The 14,271-nt window shown below is 57.2% G+C and carries 11 protein-coding genes; 6 read left to right on the top strand and 5 right to left on the bottom strand.

Annotated features, from left to right (window positions below; all coding sequences use genetic code 11):
• Positions 1-25: 25 nt before the first annotated feature.
• From CW354_RS09720 to CW354_RS09710, 3 genes are all read right to left on the bottom strand, one after another.
• A complete protein-coding gene (locus tag CW354_RS09720) occupies positions 26-3,445 on the bottom strand; it encodes an HAD family hydrolase (protein ID WP_104829796.1) in 3,420 nt (1,139 codons plus the stop codon).
• Between the two features lie 20 nt (positions 3,446-3,465).
• Positions 3,466-4,458, bottom strand: coding sequence for a KpsF/GutQ family sugar-phosphate isomerase (locus tag CW354_RS09715; RefSeq protein WP_104829795.1), 993 nt, complete (start codon positions 4,456-4,458; stop codon positions 3,466-3,468).
• A 144-nt stretch (positions 4,459-4,602) separates the two neighbouring features.
• A complete protein-coding gene (locus CW354_RS09710) occupies positions 4,603-5,361 on the bottom strand; it encodes a sulfotransferase domain-containing protein (RefSeq protein WP_165793627.1) in 759 nt (252 codons plus the stop codon).
• Positions 5,362-5,735: 374 nt separating this feature from the next.
• Between CW354_RS09710 and CW354_RS09705 the strand changes: the two genes are divergently transcribed.
• The 5 genes from CW354_RS09705 to CW354_RS09685 all read left to right on the top strand — a co-directional run bounded on the left by CW354_RS09705 (position 5,736) and on the right by CW354_RS09685 (position 10,425).
• Positions 5,736-6,785: a hypothetical protein gene (locus tag CW354_RS09705; RefSeq protein ID WP_104829793.1), complete on the top strand. Its 1,050-nt coding sequence runs from the start codon at positions 5,736-5,738 to the stop codon at positions 6,783-6,785.
• Positions 6,760-7,728 carry a hypothetical protein gene (locus tag CW354_RS23060; RefSeq protein ID WP_133162259.1) on the top strand — a complete coding sequence of 323 codons (969 nt, stop codon included), beginning with the start codon at positions 6,760-6,762 and terminating at the stop codon, positions 7,726-7,728. Before CW354_RS09705 ends, CW354_RS23060 begins: the two co-directional genes overlap by 26 nt.
• The gene (locus tag CW354_RS09695) at positions 7,700-8,380 is read left to right on the top strand and encodes a 6-hydroxymethylpterin diphosphokinase MptE-like protein (RefSeq protein WP_104829791.1); all 681 of its coding nucleotides are present in this window, start codon (positions 7,700-7,702) and stop codon (positions 8,378-8,380) included. The genes CW354_RS23060 and CW354_RS09695 overlap by 29 nt, the downstream gene beginning before the upstream one ends.
• Before the next feature lie 10 nt (positions 8,381-8,390).
• Entirely contained in the window at positions 8,391-9,131 is a 741-nt protein-coding gene (locus CW354_RS09690) for a class I SAM-dependent methyltransferase (RefSeq protein ID WP_104829790.1), read from the top strand.
• A gap of 133 nt (positions 9,132-9,264) precedes the next feature.
• The gene (locus CW354_RS09685) at positions 9,265-10,425 is read left to right on the top strand and encodes a hypothetical protein (RefSeq protein ID WP_104829789.1); all 1,161 of its coding nucleotides are present in this window, start codon (positions 9,265-9,267) and stop codon (positions 10,423-10,425) included.
• 65 nt (positions 10,426-10,490) lie between these two features.
• Here CW354_RS09685 and CW354_RS09680 read toward each other — a convergent pair whose 3' ends face one another.
• Positions 10,491-11,375, bottom strand: a complete 885-nt coding sequence (locus CW354_RS09680) for an FkbM family methyltransferase (RefSeq protein ID WP_104829788.1) — start codon at positions 11,373-11,375, stop codon at positions 10,491-10,493.
• 585 nt (positions 11,376-11,960) lie between these two features.
• On the opposite strand from CW354_RS09680, the gene CW354_RS09675 reads away from it, so the two are divergent.
• Complete coding sequence (locus tag CW354_RS09675) at positions 11,961-12,953, top strand: glycosyltransferase family 2 protein (RefSeq protein WP_104829787.1); 993 nt, start codon at positions 11,961-11,963, stop codon at positions 12,951-12,953.
• 2 nt (positions 12,954-12,955) lie between these two features.
• Here CW354_RS09675 and CW354_RS09670 read toward each other — a convergent pair whose 3' ends face one another.
• On the bottom strand, positions 12,956-14,269 hold the full coding sequence (locus tag CW354_RS09670) for an HlyD family type I secretion periplasmic adaptor subunit (RefSeq protein ID WP_104829786.1): 1,314 nt from the start codon (positions 14,267-14,269) through the stop codon (positions 12,956-12,958).
• Positions 14,270-14,271 lie beyond the last annotated feature (2 nt).

Here is a 14,271-nt window from a genome sequence, read left to right as displayed (position 1 = left end):
AGGCTATCCCGAAACAAATCGCGGCTCAGCGCACGCCTGCTATGCGTCCAAGTCCCACGAGCAGCGGATTGCTGAAGTTGCGGAACAGCTCACGCGGCGCATCCTTATATAACCGCCGCTGATAATCCGTGAAGCGGTCTTTGAGCAGCGCATAAGCGATTTTCAGGACCAGACGCGACAGGAAAGGCTGATGCTCCAGCGTATCGTCGCCGGCGAGAAAACCCGCGCCCGCCGGCGCAGGCGGCTCTGCGAACGCCGCCGCGCCTGCGCGCCAATAGGAGTTTTTCGGATTCGCGCCGCCCTTTGCGTCAGGGGCTAGGAGATAGCGGCCCACCGAACCGCTGAACGCATCGTCGAGCCGGCGCCCCATGAAAATGCGCGCGTCTTCAGGACGGGGACGGTTCACAAAAGCGCTGAGGAACGCCGTCGTCAGATCCGGGCGCAGCTCCATGTCGGCGACCAGCGGACCGAATTGCGCACAAACATCGTCGACAAATTTGAGCGCCCCTTCCTGCAACGGCGCCACGGCGGCGATCCGGTCGGCGTCCTCTTGCCGGTCTTTGAAGACGGGGCGAAAGGCGCCGTCCTCCCCTTTTTCAACCCGCACGACGCTCGGCGTGATGTCGCACAGCATGTCTTCAAGCAGCAGGCGGTAGTTCAAAATCGGCATAGAGACGGGATTGGCGCAAAATTCCGCAAAATAGCCATGCAGGTTTTGCCCTTGCACAGACCATTTATGCGCGCTCGACAAGGTGGCGAAATAATAGCCGCGCAAGGGCGTCTCGAGAAGGCGGCCGAGCGCGCCCTGCATGTTGCCGCTCCAGCCAATATCGACAAGCGCCGTCTCCTGCGGATTGTCAAATCCGTTCTCGGTCAAATATTCCAGATAGAGTTTACGCTCTTCGGCCGCGTTCTCCAGAATTTCGTCGGACAAGGCGGCGCAGATTTTGTAAAGCTTCGCCTTGTAATCGGGCAGTGTGCGAATCATTGCCTCGGCCGAGCTGACGCCCGCCTCGCGAAGCACCGCCGGCGTCAGGGCGCTCGCGGGCGCGCCGAAACGGCCCTCCATCAGGGCGGCCACGGTGGCGTTGACGTCAATCGTCTGATTTAAAAGCTCCGTGATGTCCTGGCGCGTCGCAAGATTGGCGATGCGGATGGCGCGGCGCGAGCCGTAAAGATAATTCGAGCCAACGCCCGTCGGCGCGACCGCCTGAAGCCTGTCGAACGCCTTTTTCATGATCAGGCCTTCGCGCGACAGAAAATGCAGCATGCGGACATCATGCTGCGCCGATTGCCTGCGCAGCCATTGCGAGAAGCCGAGCAGCATCGGCCCGATGCAAGCGTAGCCCATAGCCCAGGGGTCGCCGTTAAAGGCGGAGTCTTCTTCGCTCGCGCGCCCTTCGCCGAAAAGCCTGCAGGCGACCGTGCCGACGATGGCGCTGCGGTCGGCTTCGGCGATGGCGCCTCTTTTCGCGTAAGCGCTTGCGAGAAAATCGTTCTGGCGAAAATGCTCTATGCTTTTTGGGAGGTGGAGCGTTTCAAGCCCGGCTTCCTTGGCCGGGGTGATGTCGGTTTTCACCGTATCGCCCACATGAAGAATTTTGCCGGGCTCAAGTCCCGTCTCTTTCGCGATATGTTTGAACAAAGTGCCGTGTTTCTTGGTCGCGCCAAGCGATGACGACAAATAGAGCGTTTCAAAGTCGCCAAACCCGCATTTGTCGAGGATGCGCCGGATGCAGGTTTCGGGCAGATACATGTCGCTCGTCACGCAGATCCGCGGGCCTGCTTTTTTCGCCGCCTCCCATAGCTTTTGGCCGACCGGACGGGGCGCGCAGAAATCGACTTCAATCTCGACTTCTTCTTTGTAAAACGCGTCCAACAGCGAATCAGGAACGCCTGTTTCCTCCTGCAGGCAGCGATAGATGTCCCGGAGCTCGATTTCCTCGCCGGTCGCAAGACTGCGCGCCTGCAACTCCGCATCGAGGCGTTTTTGCGCGAACTCGAAAGGAACCGCGAAGCCTTTTTGCCGAAGCCGCATCTCCAGAAACGCATAGAGGTCCGCCGGCGCTTCGATGTTGCGGAAAATCAGCGTGTCGAAAAGATCGAAGGAGACAAGCGCGATGTCGGCGGCGGCGAGCGCTTCGGCAAGCTGCGCATCGGGGCTTTGCGCGGCGGGCGCCGCCGCCCCGGCGCCGGGCGCCAGCCTGCGGACGGGCAACTCGTCTTCACGAAACGCGCCCATGACCGTGTCAAAATAATCAGGATCGATGGACCGGTAGCTGACAAGCCGCTCCGCCGGCGGCGCGTGGCGCCGGGCGTGCAGCTCTTCGAGCAGCGCCGCAAGGAAGGCTTTGTCCTCCGTCACCAGGCGCGCCAGCGGCTGCAGCTTGTCAAGCACATTGGAAAGAACGCCGAGCCGCTGGTCGGTCCTGTTCAACCTGGATTCGTCCAGCACAGCCAAGTGCGTGTCCTTGAAAACCCTGATCGGCAGGTCCCAGGCAAGCGCCTGAACCGACAACGCCGTGGTCGCGGCGACGATCTCATCGACTTCCTGCAACAGATATTGCGACGCGGAGGGCAGCTTTTCGAGTTCGAAGTCGTAACAGGCGTTCGGGAATTTTTCTTTGATATGCCTATAGAATTCGGGCGTGATCGGCTTATCGGAATAGAGCCGCGAGATGTATTGCGTGATAAGCACCGCGTTTTCCGCAGGCAAGCGCGACAGCGCGTCGAGGCAATATTCCGCCTGCGAATGATAGCCGGTCTCTTCCTGAAAAGCGTAATGGCCGGAGATCTGCAGAGGCAGGAGCGTCGTCTTGCGCCCGGCCCGGGCGTCTTCAAACTCCCGGCTGAGGCGCGCCGGATAGTTGCTGTAAAGCGCGCGGCAGGCGGCTGCGAATTGCGCGCCCGGCCCCGCCTCGTCAGCGCCCGTTCCGGCGAAATCCTCAGCACACCGGTTGATCGTGCCGGTGCGGTAAAGACCGTTCGGATCGAAGGTGACGAGATGCGGATAGGGCGCGCGCGAAAAGGCGCCCGGCATCTGGTGGACGATCAGCGCGTCCGGATAAAGCGTCTTCAGATACGGCGCCGGGGTCTCCCACAAAAGGACGATGTCGACCGCTTCGGGCAGCCGCCCCTCGAGCCACCGGGCGAGCCCGCGAGACAGCTCGGACGCCTCGCCGTCGCGATAAAGCGCGCGCGAGGGGTCCTCCCAGGCGCCGACGGCGCCGATCGCCTCGATGGCGGGCAGCGGCGCCAGCTTGACCCGCGGGCTAACCGCGCCGAGCTCATACTGATAAATATCCGGGAAAGCGGCGGTGACGTCCCAGCCCGCTTCGGCGAGCGTGTTCGCCTGCGCCAGCAAATGTTTCTTGAATGCGTTGCTGAAGAAAAAAAGATCGCCGCCCTGCCCGACCCATGGCGGCGTCCAGACAAGAACTCTCATTTGCGAAACCCGCCAGGCATTCAGAGCACTCCCACCGACAGGCAGTCATGCACATGCAGAAGACCGAGCGGACGGCGGTTTTCGTCGACGATGAAAACGGCGGTGATCTTGCGCCCGGAGAGAAGCGCCAGCGCTTCGGCGGCGAGGCTCGTCTCGCGCACCACCTGCGGATCCGCCGTCATGATGTCCTTGACCTGCGCGTCTTTTAACGAACGGCTGAAATGGCGGCGCAAATCGCCGTCCGTCACCATGCCGATGAGCGCGCCGTCGTCATCGACGACGCCGGTGCAGCCGAACCCCATCTTAGAAATGACGTCCACAGCATGCGCGACCGTATCGGCCGGCCGGCACAGCGGCATGTCGGTGTGATGCATCAGTTCGGTCACATGTTTCAGCGCCGCGCCGAGCTTGCCGCCCGGGTGAAACTGATGGAAATCGTTGGCGGTGAAGCCTTTGCGCCGCAGGATCGTCACCGCGAGCGCATCGCCGAGCGCCATCGTCATGGTCGTCGACGTCGTCGGCGCGCCGGTAATCGCACAGGCTTCGCGCGCGCCGGGCAGAATGAGCGCGATATCCGCGGCCCGCGCCAGGGTCGATTGCGCGCCGGCCGTCATGGCGATCAACGGAATGTCGAAGCGCCCCGCATAGCCGATGATGTCGCCGAGTTCGGCGGTCTCGCCGGAATTGGAGAGGGCGAGCACAACGTCGCCGGCGCCGATCATGCCGAGATCGCCGTGGCTCGCCTCCCCGGGATGCACGAAAGCCGCGGGCGCGCCGGTGGAGGCGAGCGTCGCGGCGATTTTCCGGGCGACATGGCCGGATTTGCCCATGCCGGTGACGATCACGCGGCCCGTATTGCGCAGCAGGAGCTCGGTCGCGCTGTCAAAGGCGGCGGCGAAGGCTCCCTTGCGGTCGGCCAGCACCGCCCGCAGGGCCTCAAGGCCGTCGATTTCCGTGGCAATGATGTCGAGACCGAATTCGATATTCTCGTGATCGCCGCTGCTGTTGTTCATATGCCTTACGCTTCACCAAAACCGCGTTATCGCTCGGGTCTTTAATCAAAATTCGATATTCATGACAATTCCGGGGACCGCGCCTGCGCCCCGTAAAAAAGGCGCGAAACCGGTCTCCGGCTTACAGAAATCCCGCCCTTCCCGCTAGGGGCGCAGGACCAAAAGATCAGGCGGCGCCGAGAAAGTCTGGAGCTTGTCCGGCAAGTCTTCGAACCAGGCGGGATCGCTTTCATAGCCGAATTCGAGCAGCAGGTCTCCGGCGGCCTCGTTGAAGATCCTTCCGTCTTCCCGGGTGAAATAGTCGACCCAGCCGCGCGCCACGCCGCGCCGCGTCGCGGAGGAAACCCGGCTGGCGTCGCCTTCGCCCTTGCCGCCCGACATGGATTTAAAGGAGGAGGCTTCAAGGCAGGCTTCGATGACGGCGTCGTCGCTGCCGACGCCGAGAAAATCGAAATAATTCCGCAAAACCGCGCCGAGATCGATCTTCATGTCTTCATAGGAGAAGACATGGGTCGCCAGCGGGCGAAAGATGCGGATGGCCTTGACCCAGCGCCCGGCATATTCGGCGATCTCCTCGTCCGTGAACAGACGAAAGACGTCGACCTCCTCCTTCGCTACAAACCGCTTGAAACGCGCGCTTTCGGTGTCGATGGCGCCGCTTGCCCTATGCGCCTTGGTCAGCCAGTCGAACAGGAAGCTGACGGCGATGTCGCGCCCGTCCCGCACGAGATATGCGCATTTGGCGTCCGGAAAGACGGATTTGATTCTTTCTGCAACGTCCTCGCGCTCCACGGGGGTCATCTTGTCCACCACGACGGAGGCGCCCGTCTTGTCGGCGATATAGCCGGCGAGGCCGCCCGTGATGATGCGGGTCAGGTCGCGCTCATAATCGCCCCTCTCCACCCCGGCGGCCGCCAGATTGAGCGGCGGCCAGGCCGCCTCGAGATAGCTGTCGAGGCAGCTTCTTTTGCGAAACCGCTGCGAGTTTTGCGAAACCGCTGCGAGCCGTCCGGCATCAGATCCTTGACCACGTCGAACTGGCCACCAAACAGCTTGAACTCCGTGCAGCAGACGGCCGGATGCCGGGAGACCGCCCTCTGAAACCAGGCGGTCCCCGCGCGTGGCCGCGCAGACGGCCGAAACGGGGGCCGGACTCCGGTTCCGGCGCCCCTCCCCCACGGGAACAGCCCGGCGGGTAGCCAAAATGCGATTCTTCATCTAACCGTGAGCGCAAGCAACCAGCCGGATCAGATTTCTGCGCGTACGGGGAATGGCGAATGAATACCGAAAGGCCGGACAAGCCCGAGACGCTTGCGCTTAAATTAATCAAAAAATCAAAAGCATTCGTACTAAGAAGCTATAACAAGCTCTTACAACGGGTAAGAGCGAAACCTCACGCTCAAAAAGGCAAGGCCGACAACAAGCAATATCCCTACAATATCGTGTCGAAGATTGACTATTGGGACGATAGGGGGATTTCGTTCGACAGCAGCTTTTTACCGTCGAAAGCCCACTCCGCCCTGCTCGTGCAGCGCCGCGAACCGCTGACAAAAGACGAAATTCAATTACAGCGGCTTATCCAAGCAAATGAGCCAAGAAGCTATTCTCTAACCGGACAGCATTTATATCGCATACAACTTCGAGACGAACCGAAACCGATAGCAAGCACCAAACGGGAGCCGACACGCTTCCTTCAACGGTTCCATAAAGAATCTTTGGAATTCCTCCAAAACTTCAAATATATAATTTCTATCAATCAGCGCTTCCCCCTAACCGAAACTCTTAGAAGCATTTCCGCATACGGCATCGTCATCAGCATTTACACAGATGACTTTTCAACAGAACAAATTACCTTCGACCCATCCTTTTCGGATATCATAATCGCGCCGGAAATAGACATATTTAATGCAGGGCGCCGGCCTATTCGGCGATTTGTCAAGGCGGCCACGCCAATGGCGGCTTATTTGGCGCTGGTGGATACGCTCGCCGAATTTGCGCCGAAAGATTTCAACATACTCGCCCCCATTCACGGTCCTCCGCTTTCTCCGGAAGAAAAACTCGATCCTGACAATCCAGAAAATCACGATATCGCACTCATCCTGAGCTGCGACCCTGAATCAGCTCCCGCCTGTGACGGCGCATTTCGCGATTACTTGCGGGACATCTCCAAATCAGTGTCGAATATTCTCTGCACGGAACAACAAATATATCGCTACAGCAATCTAATTCAGGGATTTCCCAATACGATTGCAGACTTTCTGGAAATTGCACTGCTCGACGGCGCGCGGATAGACGTTCGGTATGAAAACGATAATTCACATATCTAAAACCCCACTCGTTGGCGCCCCCGCGCGTCTCAGCGCTGCAATCCGGGACCATCTCGATTGCCACTCGCTTCATTTTTTTGAAAATGACTATCCCGAACCGCTGACTAATTTTTTTACAAGCACAAGCCTTCACATCGATTACGACAACCCCGCGCTAATGCTCTTGTTTGACGAGGCCATTCGATCGGCTGACATTATCCATATCCATAATCAGTGTTCCTTTGCGACGGAACAACGGATTTTGGACCTGCGTCCGACTGCAAAGTTTATATATCACGTACACTCCCCGCTTCGTGAAGGCCCGCTCTATTTCCGACGGATGGACGATTTCCGCTTCGACTGGTCAGCATTTTTTGTTGTCGGCCAGATATGGCCGCGCCTCTATCCTGAAGCTATGCCGATGCCGAACCTTATTCCGATTTCGCCCCCCGACTCCCCCGCCTCTATTGGTGAATGCTTGAAGGTGCTGTACAGCCCAAGCCATCGCAGAGACGGTCGGTGGGGAACAAAGGTGTCGCCAGCGCTCGATGAAGCATTATCCAAAATTGAAGCGCAGGGACTGGCGGAAATATATGATCTCAAAAGCCCAATTCTGCCATACCAGCTCGGCGAACTCAGAAAGCGCATGAACATTACGATTGACGAAATAACAACAGGCGGCTTCCATCAGATTTCCCTTGAAGGACTGCTCTGCGGAAATGTCGTGATCAACGGAAGCGACGAATTTTCCATTCAGGTGATGCGGGGCTGGACAAAAACCAAAAAGCGCCCGCCTTTTGTGATCATGAATGAAGCAAATGTTGAAAAAGCGCTTTCAGAGCTATTGGAGAACCACGCCCGCCTGGCTGAAATAGCGGAAGCATCACTCGCCTATAGCAAAGAATTCCTGCCGCCAGCGAAACTGATTCAGCGTTATGACGAAGCATATCGGGCCATCCGCTAAAGATTTTCACAATCTCCACAAAGGTGTTGCGGCCTGGATCGTTTCGTCCGGCCCGAGCATAAAGCCGCTCGACCTGTCGTTGATTGCAAATGGCGTCGGCCTGTTCGTCAATGGAGCCGTCCGGCTTTTGAATGAAACCAATTGCGCGTCGCAGTATTTCGTCACGTCTGACGAAAGGTTTTTATCCAGCCCGGAGAATCAGGCGCTCACATCCGCTCAGCTCGACAAGGACATACCACGCATTGTCCGCGACAAATGTCGCCCGATCGACGTTTATCAAGAGCGCTTACGGACTTTATATGTTTACAGCCTGGGCCGGAACGGCTTTTCAACCGATTTGGCGAATGGTTATTTTTTCGGCTGCACGTCAACGATGCTCGCGGTGCAATTCGCCTTTTGGTGCGGATGCGATCCGGTTATCATGCTTGGAACCGATTTATCGTATATTTTCGAAAATAAGCGGTTTTATGACGAAGAGAAGCCACAGCCCGTTGACAAGATGCTGAATGTGCAATTGTGGAATATCGCCAACGCCGCCCGGGTTTTTAAAAAGAACTCAAGGCGGTTGCTTTCATGCAGCGAAAAATCGCTTATCCGGCCTTATGTCGACTATATGCCTTTCGAAGATGCAATCAAGAAATACGCGAACTAGGAGACAACGTATGCCGGACATAGTGCCTGAATGGAAAGATCGCGGCCTCTTGGCGGAAAGCGATCATGACCTTCTCCAATTCCGAAGCGCGATGGAGTTTATCGAAAAGATACAATTTGACGGCATCAGCACGATCGCAGATACGGGATCGGGTCCGGGGCATCAAGCGTTCGTCTTTTCGCAGCTTGGCCTTGACGTTACCTGCATCGATTACCTTAAACCCGCTTACGACCTGAAGTGGATGAAACCGGACGATGTCGGCGACGCCGTCTTTGATGCAGTTTGGTCCCACCACTGCCTTGAACATATTCCCGATCCGATCGGTGCTCTCATTTCTTGGCGGAAGATGCTCTGCGAGAACGGGACCTTGTTTCTGACCGTTCCGGAAATCGGCCTCACCATGTCGTCGGGCCACATAACCAGCTTCAATTTGCCGCTCCTAGTTTATATTCTCGCCGTTGCAGGTTTCGACACTTCGACAAAGTGTTTTACTAAATCACGGTCTCACCTTCGTGCGTTAGTGCGCAAAGCAGCAAACTATGCGCCCGAAGAAGAGGGTCGCATCACCAGCATGTCAAAACTTGCCGAAAGGGACGTTTTTCCCCCGTCTGTAGTTAACGCAATCAAGAAGACGGGCCGCTTCACCGCCAAGGACATTAGCCTTGACTGGTTTGGGGAGAAAAGCCATCCCAACCTCCTTGCGGAAGAAGCCTATTCCTTTGTGGTTTCAAACCTGTGGCGCAAAATTTAGCTTCACGCATTTAGAACAATCTATAAAATGGCCTGTCGCTGGTGCGGGTACGTGCAAAGCTCACTCTCCAGAGAGTTCTCCACGCGCAAATGCGGCAGACGGTTTGTTAAAGGCGCTTTAGGAGGAACTGAGGATGACAGAGCGAGCCGCGCCGCTTTCCGAACCGACATGCATTCTCCATATAGGCGTTCACAAAACCGGCTCCAGTTCCTGGCAGGTGCTAACCGTCGAACAACGCGATTTGTTAGCTGAACAGTATGGAATTTATTGTTCAAGCAAATGGCCAAATTATACGCCCCCGCTCAGATCGCTTTTTCAGTCTCATCCGGAAAAATATTTGGGCAATATCATACGAGGAGCCAACACGCCGGAACTTGCCAAGAAACAGAATGAGTCATACTTGGCCGACCTTTGGCAGGATTTAGAGGCGGCCCAAGGCATGCATTTCATGATCTCGGCGGAAGGGTTGTCGGCCCTTCGGGCAGACGAGGTCAAAAAATTTAAAGAACTGTTGAATAGACAATACTCCAAATATCTGGTCATCGCCTACCTCAGGCATCCCCTTGACTGGGCGTCCAGCGGGGCGCAGCAAAGCCTGACCGGCGGAAAAACTTTGCAAGATATTCACAATGCTCCTCCCCTGGTTTCTTATGAAAAGAGGATCGCGCCTTGGTTAGAAACATTCGGACATGATGCGCTCATTTTGCGGGATTTCGGACTCGCCGCGAAAGAAAGAGGCAGCATCGTTGGCGATATTTGCCGCCTGCTGAACATCGATGAAGAGATATACGCCTTTCAGCAGAAAAAATCGAACGAGAGCATGTCCTATGTCGCGGCCGCTCTCTTGAGCAAATTGAACGAGGTCCGTCCCTACATGAAAGAAGGAGCCGTCGCCCCAAACCGTTCAATCAACGATTACAGCACCTTCAAGAAGATCAAGGGAAGCCGCTTTTCGCTGCCCGACGATTTAAAGGAAACAATGCAGGAAGCGATTTCGACCGATCTGGCGTGGCTGAAGAACGAGTTCAATTTCGAGTTCGCCCCAGTCGCGCCAAGGGAAGACCCCCCTCTTGCGCTCGAGCCTAAAACCATAGAATCGCTCGCGCTTCTTGTGTCCGACCTCACTAATGAAAGTCAGGCCCATCTTGTTCGGGCACTGCATGCAGAAGCGCTTGTCGAGGCGAAAGATAACCCCGATCTCGCTCTCAAAAAACTTCGCCACGCACTTCGCCTTAATCCGTACAATGAAGAACTGCAAAGCGCACTAAAAAGCATCAAGGAAAAAACCGGGTAATCCGCCGGTCACGTGAGGCAGTCCCCTCCTCGTCAATTTCCCAAAAAGAGCCCCCAACGCCAAATTCACACGATACTGGAGAGGGCAATATCACGAGACCGATTTAAAAATAGGTAATTCAAAACACCCGCCGGAAGTTCGCCGCGCCATTCGAATGGATCAACCGTATTAGTTTCCTCGTGAATGGAATAACATTCATAGTTGCGCTCGGCGAACCAAGTGAAGACCTCTCCTTCTTTCACCTCCGAGGGCAAAACCTCGCATAGCACCGACGGCTTGTCCCGCTCAATCACATGCGCGCCCCCTCGCAAAGCGGCTATTTCATGGCCTTCAATATCGACTTTCATCAGATCAACAGCCGCATCGCGAAACTGCTCGTCAATCGTGGTGATGAAAATAGGCTTCTTGCTTGCGGTGCTGGGAAGATTGTGCCGCATCTCAATTGAAGATCCGCTGGATAGCGTCTGCGGACCGAATCGCAGATTGATTTCAGTCCAGCCCGCATTGTCAGATATGCCCAAGGCGCGCGCATCAATATTTTTAACACCATTAGTGAATGCGTTCAGCAAGAGGCGGGCATAGATATAATCAATCGGCTCGAAAGCAATGATTTCAGCGGAAGGGTTAGATAGCGCTGCTACGATTGAATAGACACCAACGTGCCCGCCGATATCGGCGATTTTAGCACTGCGTTTAGAAAGATTAGACCATACATTCAGCGAGCAAGGCTCATATTCATAATCTTTCAGCCAGAAAAAATGCAGAGCCGTCAGCTCGTCATTATTGCAGAAGAGCGCAAACTCTACGCCCCCAGCCTTACAAGTTACGAACCCCCTGTATGGATACTTATGACGCAATTCGAGCATATCTTTTGTGGTTGTGGGCGTGACATTCTTTCGCTCCCGCATAGCAGCATCGTTGGCCAGAAGTATTTTTTCATTTGTCGTCATAAGGCACCATTTTGATATTCCAGCACCGCTACACTAATTGCCTCTTTGCTGCAAAAACTAATGCACTGTCGGCGCTATAGGCAATCAATGCCGGTTTGTTCACAGGCATCCTAATCTGCTTATGCTGTTTTAGCGCACGCGCAAGCCATGTTGATCCGGTCCGTGATGATCCTATAAAGAAAAACATTCGAATTATAATGCCTTCAGTTCAGTCGATGATAGCTGCGCTCACTCCAGACGGTGAGAACAGTGCAGGATCATGACTTATCGCTCATTTGCGCCAGCCAATCAACGCCAGCCTGGAGCGGCTATGCTATTCGCTGGACCGAATGGAAAGCGTGATCGCCGGATCCCTGCCCGATGAACGCACGAAAGATCCGACAGTGAGCTATGAAAAGCTCGTGCGCGATGTCGAAACCATCAAGCCGAAAACGGACGCGTAAGGCGGCCGCTGTATCGGCGGACGCATCATCGGCGCTGCAACGGCCCAAACGCGGCCTAGGCTCTCTCGCATGCAAGATTGCCGCAAACCGCCGCGCCGGGCGTGAAATTGCCTCTGGGCGCGGCGCGCGATAAAGGACTCCCATGGCGCCGCACATCTCGGTCATCATCGTCAATTACAATTCGGGCGCGCGCCTTCGGCGCTGCGTCGACTGTCTGAAGGCGCAAGATTTTCGGGATTTCGAAACCATCGTCATCGACAACGCGTCCTCGGACGGCTCGGCGGCTTTCGCGCGCGACGACGGCGCAGTGACGCTGATCGAGGCGGGCGGCAATCTCGGCTTTGCGGCGGGAAACAATCTCGCCGCCAAAAGCGCCCAAGGCGAATGGCTCGCCTTTTTAAACCCGGACGCTTACGCCGAACCGGACTGGCTTTCGGAATTTCTCGCCGCCGCGGCGCGTCATCCGGAAATCGACGCCTTCGGCTCGACCCAGCTCGACGCGGCCCGCCCGGATCGCATCGACGGCGCCGGCGACGCCTATCACGCTTTCGGCGTTTCCTGGCGCGGCTGTTACGCCTGGCCGAAAGACAAACTGCCGCCGGAAGGCGAATGCTTCGCGCCCTGCGGCGCGGCGGCGTTCTACCGCAAAGCAACGTTCGACAGGCTCGGCGGTTTTGAAGAACGGTTCTTCTGCTACGCCGAAGACGCCGATCTCGGCTTCAAACTGCGCCTTTCCGGCGGCGGCGCCATGCAGGCGCCCAAAGCTGTCGTGCTTCACGAAGGATCGGGCGTCACCGGCAAGGAAAGCGACTTCACGCTCTACCACGGCCACCGCAACCGGGTCTGGACTTACGTCCTCAACATGCCCTTGCCGCTGCTCGTCCTGACGGCGCCGTTTCACCTGCTCCTCAATCTCTACCTGCTCGGCCGGTTCACGGTTTCCGGCGGCGCGGGCTCGTATTTGCGCGCCATGAAGGACGCCGCCAAAGGCCTGCCGGAGATATGGGAGCGGCGAAAAGCGCGCCAGCGCGCCCGCGAAGCGAGCGTCGCAGACATTGCGCGCGCCCTCACCTGGTCGCCATTGAAAATGATGCGCCGGGAGGCGGACATCCGCACCCGCCTCAAAACCCGCTAGGCTTACTTGTCCCGCAGGGCCTTTTGGGAAACCACATTCATCGGCTTGACGATATAAGCGAGCACCGACCGCTTGCCGTTCAGCACCGCCACTTCGGCCGCCATGCCGGGCAATATCTGCAGATCGCCGCGATTGCTTTTGATTTTTTCCGCCGTGGTCCGCACAGTGATATTGTAAAACCGTTCGCCGGTTTTTTCGTCCTCGATGGCGTCGGGGCTGATATTTTCGATGACCCCGTCGAGCTGCCCGTAAACGGAAGAATCATAAGCGCTGATCGAAACCCGCGCCTCCTGTCCGATATGCAGAAAGCCGATATCGGAAGGCTTGATCTTCGCCTCGACGAGCAGCGTGTCCTCGCTCGGCACCAACTCGACAATGGTTTCGCCGGGCGAAACGACGCCGCCGATAGTGGAAACGAGAACCCGGTTGACGACGCCCGCGACCGGCGCGCGCACATCGGTGCGCGCCACCTTGTCCCGAAGCGCCGGCAATTCGCCTTTCAGGTCTTCAAGATCGCCCTTGGTCTCATTAAGCTCGTCCGCCGCCTTTGCGGCGAAGGTCTTGCGGATGCGCTGGACCTCGCCTTCCGCCTCGCCGATCTCAAGCTGGATGCGCCTGACGGCGATTTCCGCGCGCTGCATTTCGCCCCGCGCGGACGCATCGCGCTGGCGGGCGCGCAACAACTCGACCTGCGGCTCAATGCCCTTGCCGACGAGCGTTTCCATGATCTTGTGCTCTTCCGCCGCGAGGGCCGCCGCTTCCTTGGCGGTCTCATATGACACGCGGGCGTCCTCGAGCGCGCGTTTGCGCTGGTCGAGTTTTTTCTCTTCGATCTCCAGCGACGCGTCGAGCTCGGCCGCCCGCGCCTCGTAAAGCTGGCGCTCATTCGCGACGGCCTGGGGCGCCGCCTTGACGAGCGCTTCGGGAAATTCGAGCGGCTCCATGGCCGCTTCGGCTTCGAGCCGCGCGATCTTCGCCGAAAGGGCGTTATAACCGTCCTGGCCCTGCGCGAATTTGACGTTCATCTGCGTCGGGTCGAGTTTGACGAGGATGTCGCCCGCCTCAACCTTGTCGCCTGCGGAGACCAGGATATCTTCGACGATCCCGCCCTCGAGATATTGCAGCTCTTGCAACTGGTTCGAGGTGACGACCCAGCCCTGCCCCCGCGTCACGCGGTCGAGCTTGGCGAGCGAAGCCCAGGTCAGCGTCACAATGACGAAGGCCGCAATGAGATAAAGGAGATATTGCGCCGCCTTGGCCGGTTCGATCGGCATCTCGTCGTCGACATCGATGGGGGCCATCTCGCGTCCGGTCATGA

Source organism: Hyphococcus luteus, assembly GCF_002943565.1.
GTDB classification, from domain to species: domain Bacteria; phylum Pseudomonadota; class Alphaproteobacteria; order Caulobacterales; family Parvularculaceae; genus Hyphococcus; species Hyphococcus luteus.
The sequence above is the reverse complement of the archived record's forward strand: the minus strand, read 5'-3'. Positions and strand labels throughout refer to the sequence as shown.

What these genes read in the sequence shown, in the direction of transcription:
- CW354_RS09715 (WP_104829795.1), bottom strand. Translation starts at nt 4,458, where the DNA reads ATGAACAACAGCAGCGGCGATCACGAGAATATCGAATTCGGTCTCGAC.
- CW354_RS09705 (WP_104829793.1), top strand. Translation starts at nt 5,736, where the DNA reads ATGAATACCGAAAGGCCGGACAAGCCCGAGACGCTTGCGCTTAAATTA.
- CW354_RS09670 (WP_104829786.1), bottom strand. Translation starts at nt 14,269, where the DNA reads ATGACCGGACGCGAGATGGCCCCCATCGATGTCGACGACGAGATGCCG.
- CW354_RS09690 (WP_104829790.1), top strand. Translation starts at nt 8,391, where the DNA reads ATGCCGGACATAGTGCCTGAATGGAAAGATCGCGGCCTCTTGGCGGAA.
- CW354_RS09685 (WP_104829789.1), top strand. Translation starts at nt 9,265, where the DNA reads ATGACAGAGCGAGCCGCGCCGCTTTCCGAACCGACATGCATTCTCCAT.
- CW354_RS09695 (WP_104829791.1), top strand. Translation starts at nt 7,700, where the DNA reads ATGACGAAGCATATCGGGCCATCCGCTAAAGATTTTCACAATCTCCAC.
- CW354_RS23060 (WP_133162259.1), top strand. Translation starts at nt 6,760, where the DNA reads ATGAAAACGATAATTCACATATCTAAAACCCCACTCGTTGGCGCCCCC.
- CW354_RS09720 (WP_104829796.1), bottom strand. Translation starts at nt 3,445, where the DNA reads ATGAGAGTTCTTGTCTGGACGCCGCCATGGGTCGGGCAGGGCGGCGAT.
- CW354_RS09675 (WP_104829787.1), top strand. Translation starts at nt 11,961, where the DNA reads ATGGCGCCGCACATCTCGGTCATCATCGTCAATTACAATTCGGGCGCG.
- CW354_RS09680 (WP_104829788.1), bottom strand. Translation starts at nt 11,375, where the DNA reads ATGACGACAAATGAAAAAATACTTCTGGCCAACGATGCTGCTATGCGG.